We start from the raw sequence: 3967 nt of genomic DNA, 5'->3' as shown, positions 1-3967 counted from the left end.
AAAAATCGCTTGCGTGTATGATACACGTCGTCAAGCTAATAATATAAAACCCAGTAATTTGGGGTATTTTTCATGCAAGCGTATCAGCGCGATTTCATTCGTTTTGCCATCGATCGCGGCGTTTTGCGCTTCGGTGAGTTCACCCTGAAGTCCGGGCGCACCAGTCCTTACTTCTTCAATGCCGGCCTGTTCAACTCGGGTTCGGCCCTGGCGCAGCTGGGTCGTTTCTACGCCGCAGCCATTGTCGAGAGCGGCATTGCCTTCGACGTGCTGTTTGGCCCGGCCTACAAAGGCATCCCGTTGGCAGCAACCACTGCTGTCGCGCTGGCCGAGCATCACGACCGTGACCTGCCATGGTGCTTCAACCGCAAGGAAGCCAAGGCCCACGGCGAAGGCGGTAGTCTGGTCGGCGCGCCGCTGACCGGCGACGTGCTGATCATCGACGACGTGATCACCGCTGGTACCGCTATCCGTGAAGTGATGCAAATCATCGCTTCGCAGGACGGCGCCAAGGCTGCCGGCGTGCTGATCGCCCTGAACCGTCAGGAGCGTGGCAACGGTGAATTGTCGGCCATCCAGGAAGTGGAACGCGATTTCGGCATTCCGGTGATCAGCATCGTTTCACTGAATCAGGTGCTGGAATTCCTCGCCGACGATCCACAACTCAAGCAGCACCTGCCAGCCGTAGAAGCCTACCGCGCCCAGTTCGGCGTGTAACGGCAAGATACTGTGGGAGCGAGCTTGCTCGCGATGGCGTCGTCACGTTCAACATCTTTGTTGATTGACTCACCGCTATCGCGAGCAAGCTCGCTCCCACAGGGATCGCAGGCAAAAAAAGACCCCGCTCAGCCAGGCTGAGCGGGGTCTTTTTGTTTGCGTTGTTGCTTACGGGCGCTTGCGATTGCTGATCAGCGTGCCCACACCGGTATCGGTGAAGATTTCCAGCAGGATCGCGTTCGGTACGCGACCGTCGATGATCAGCGAGCTGCCCACGCCGCCTTGCACCGCTTCCAGTGCACAACGGATCTTCGGCAGCATGCCGCCGTAGATGGTGCCGTCGGCGATCAGGTCGTCGACCTGCTGGGTGCTCAGGCCGGTCAGGACCGTGCCCGACTTGTCCATCAGGCCGGCGATGTTGGTCAGCAGCATCAGCTTCTCGGCTTTCAGCGCTTCGGCAACCTTGCCAGCCACCAGATCGGCGTTGATGTTGTACGACTCGCCGTTCTCACCGACGCCGATTGGCGCGATCACCGGGATGAAGTTGCCTTTGACCAGCAGGTTCAGCAGTTCGGTGTTGATCCCGACTACTTCGCCCACCTGACCAATGTCGATGATTTCCGGTTGGGTCATTTCCGGGGTCTGGCGGGTGACGGTGAGCTTCTTCGCACGAATCAGCCCGGCGTCTTTACCGGTCAGGCCGATGGCGCTGCCGCCGTGACGGTTGATCAGGTTGACGATGCTCTTGTTGACCTGGCCGCCAAGGACCATTTCCACCACGTCCATGGTCGCGGCGTCGGTGACGCGCATGCCGTCGACAAAATGGCTCTCGATCGACAGGCGCTTGAGCAGATCACCGATCTGCGGGCCGCCACCGTGCACGACCACCGGGTTGATGCCCACGGCTTTCATCAAGACGATGTCGCGAGCGAAGCCGGTTTTCAGCTCCTCGCTTTCCATCGCGTTGCCGCCGTATTTGATCACCAGGGTCTTGCCGACATAACGTCGGATGTAAGGCAACGCTTCGGACAGGACCTGGGCGGTGTGGGCGGCGGCTTCGCGTTCGAGGGTCATTCAGGGCTCCGGGTGAATCAGAACGGTAGTTGGAGATCAGGTGCAACGCGTTTCAGTTGGGCGTGGAACACATCCTTGATGCGCTGCAATTCAGCCTCGTCATCGGCCTCGAAGCGCAGCACCAGCACCGGTGTGGTGTTGGAGGCGCGCACCAGGCCCCAGCCTTTGGCGTAGTCGACTCGCACGCCATCGATGGTGGTCAGGTCGGCGCCTGCGCCCCACTGTGCGTCGTGCAGTGCATCAATGATGCTGAATTTGCTCTCTTCGGTCACATGGATATTGATTTCCGGCGTAGAAATATCGTTCGGGAAGGTTGCGAACAACTCTTCTGCCGAGGATTTTTCCTTGCTGAGGATCTCCAGCAGCCGCGCGGCGCTGTAGATACCGTCATCGAAACCGAACCAGCGTTCCTTGAAGAAAATGTGCCCGCTCATTTCACCGGCCAACAGCGCGCCGGATTGTTTCATCTTCTTTTTGATCAACGAATGACCAGTCTTCCACATTAGCGGACGACCACCGTATTCCTTGATCAGCGGTACCAGGCGGCGTGTGCATTTGACGTCGAAGATGACCTCCGCGTCCGGGTTGCGCGCCAGCACGTCGCGGGCGAACAGCATCAGCAGGCGATCCGGGAAGACGATGCTGCCGGTGTTGGTCACTACGCCGACGCGGTCACCGTCACCGTCGAAAGCCAGGCCGAGGTCGGCCTTGGTTTCCTTGACCTTGGCGATCAGGTCGACGAGGTTTTCCGGTTTGCCCGGGTCCGGGTGGTGGTTCGGGAAGTTGCCGTCCACTTCGCAGAACAGCGGGATGACTTCGCAGTTCAGCGCTTCGATCAGTTGCGGGGCGATCACGCCGGCCGCGCCGTTGCCGCAATCGACCACGACTTTCAGGCGACGGGCCAGTTTGATGTCCTGGACGATTTCGGTGTTGTAGCGATCAAGAATCTCGACCTGGGTCACGCTGCCGGTGCCGCTGCTCAGGTTGTTGCTCTTGAGGCGGTCGTGCAGGGCCTGGATCTGTTCATTGGCGAGGGTATCGCCGGCGATAACGATCTTGAAGCCGTTGTAGTTCGAAGGGTTGTGGCTGCCGGTAAGCATCACACCGGATTTGCCGGCCAGTACGTTGGCGGCGTAGTACAGCGCCGGCGTTGGCACCAGGCCGACGTCGCTGACATGGCAGCCGCTTTCGGCGATGCCGCGAATCAGTTCGGCGACCAGCTCAGGGCCGGACAGGCGTCCATCGCGACCGACAGAGACGTTCGGCTCGCCTTGGGCCAGGCTCTGCGAGCCGATGGCGCGACCGATCCAGTAAGCGGTTTCGGCGTTGAGAAATTCCGGCACGGTGCCGCGAATGTCGTAGGCGCGGAAGATGCTGTCAGGCAGCTTTGGGGCAACTTGGGCTGGGGTGCTCATCTGCGGAAATGCTCCATCTCGAAAGTGGCTGGACAGACCGACGAGTCATTCGACGGCAGGCTCAAACTGAAGGGTATGACGGCGTTTTCCACAGAGAGTTCGTGGTGTGAAAGGGCCATGACACCTCGGCTGGCGTGGCTTTCGGCCGGCAAAACCTTGATTTCCGGCAGTAAACCTTTCAGATGAATCTGCGCAAATTTCCCCTGTAGGAGCTGCGGAACGCTGCGATCTTTTGATTGTGATTTTTAAAAACAAGATCAAAAGATCGCAGCCTCCGGCAGCTCCTACAGGGAATGTATTGCAGCGGGTTATTTGGTGCCCGAGTGTCCGAAACCACCAGTGCCACGTTCGGTTTCAACGAACTCTTCAACCATCTCGAAATGCGCCTGCACCACTGGCACCAGTACCAGTTGCGCCAGACGTTCGCCGACCGGCATGGTGAATTCGGTCTGGCCACGGTTCCAGCAGGAAACCATCAGCGGGCCCTGGTAATCGGAGTCGATCAGGCCCACGAGATTACCCAGCACGATGCCGTGCTTATGGCCCATACCCGAGCGCGGCAGGATCAGCGCGGCGAGGTTCGGGTCGCCGATGTAAACCGACAGGCCGGTAGGGATCAGTACGGTTTCACCCGGCTTGATCACGGTGTCTTGTTGCAGCATGGCGCGCAGGTCGAGGCCGGCGGAGCCCGGGGTGGCGTATTGCGGCAGCGGGAATTCGGTACCGATGCGTGGGTCGAGGATCTTGGCTTGCAAAGCGTG

General features: G+C 59.5%; 3 protein-coding genes and 1 pseudogene. 1 reads left to right on the top strand and 3 read right to left on the bottom strand.

Translation table 11 applies throughout. From position 1 onward, the window contains the following. Positions 1-72: 72 nt before the first annotated feature. Positions 73-717 (top strand): orotate phosphoribosyltransferase, encoded by a 645-nt coding sequence (gene pyrE / locus ACIOZM_RS31415; RefSeq protein ID WP_008030591.1) that lies wholly within the window; start codon positions 73-75, stop codon positions 715-717. Between the two features lie 168 nt (positions 718-885). Here pyrE and argB read toward each other — a convergent pair whose 3' ends face one another. The 3 genes and pseudogenes from argB to dut form a co-directional block, all read right to left on the bottom strand. Next, positions 886-1791: an acetylglutamate kinase gene (argB, locus tag ACIOZM_RS31410; protein WP_003229488.1), complete on the bottom strand. Its 906-nt coding sequence runs from the start codon at positions 1789-1791 to the stop codon at positions 886-888. A 17-nt stretch (positions 1792-1808) separates the two neighbouring features. After that, a pseudogene (locus ACIOZM_RS31405) lies at positions 1809-3212 on the bottom strand (phosphomannomutase/phosphoglucomutase); the annotation flags it as partial. A 302-nt stretch (positions 3213-3514) separates the two neighbouring features. Continuing rightward, positions 3515-3967: dUTP diphosphatase (dut, locus tag ACIOZM_RS31400; protein WP_401221497.1), on the bottom strand; the 453-nt coding region annotated here is incomplete at its 5' end.

This window comes from Pseudomonas sp. NPDC087346, from assembly GCF_044744235.1.
Taxonomy (GTDB): Bacteria; Pseudomonadota; Gammaproteobacteria; order Pseudomonadales; family Pseudomonadaceae; genus Aquipseudomonas.
This window is presented reverse-complemented; position numbering and strand designations above follow the sequence as displayed.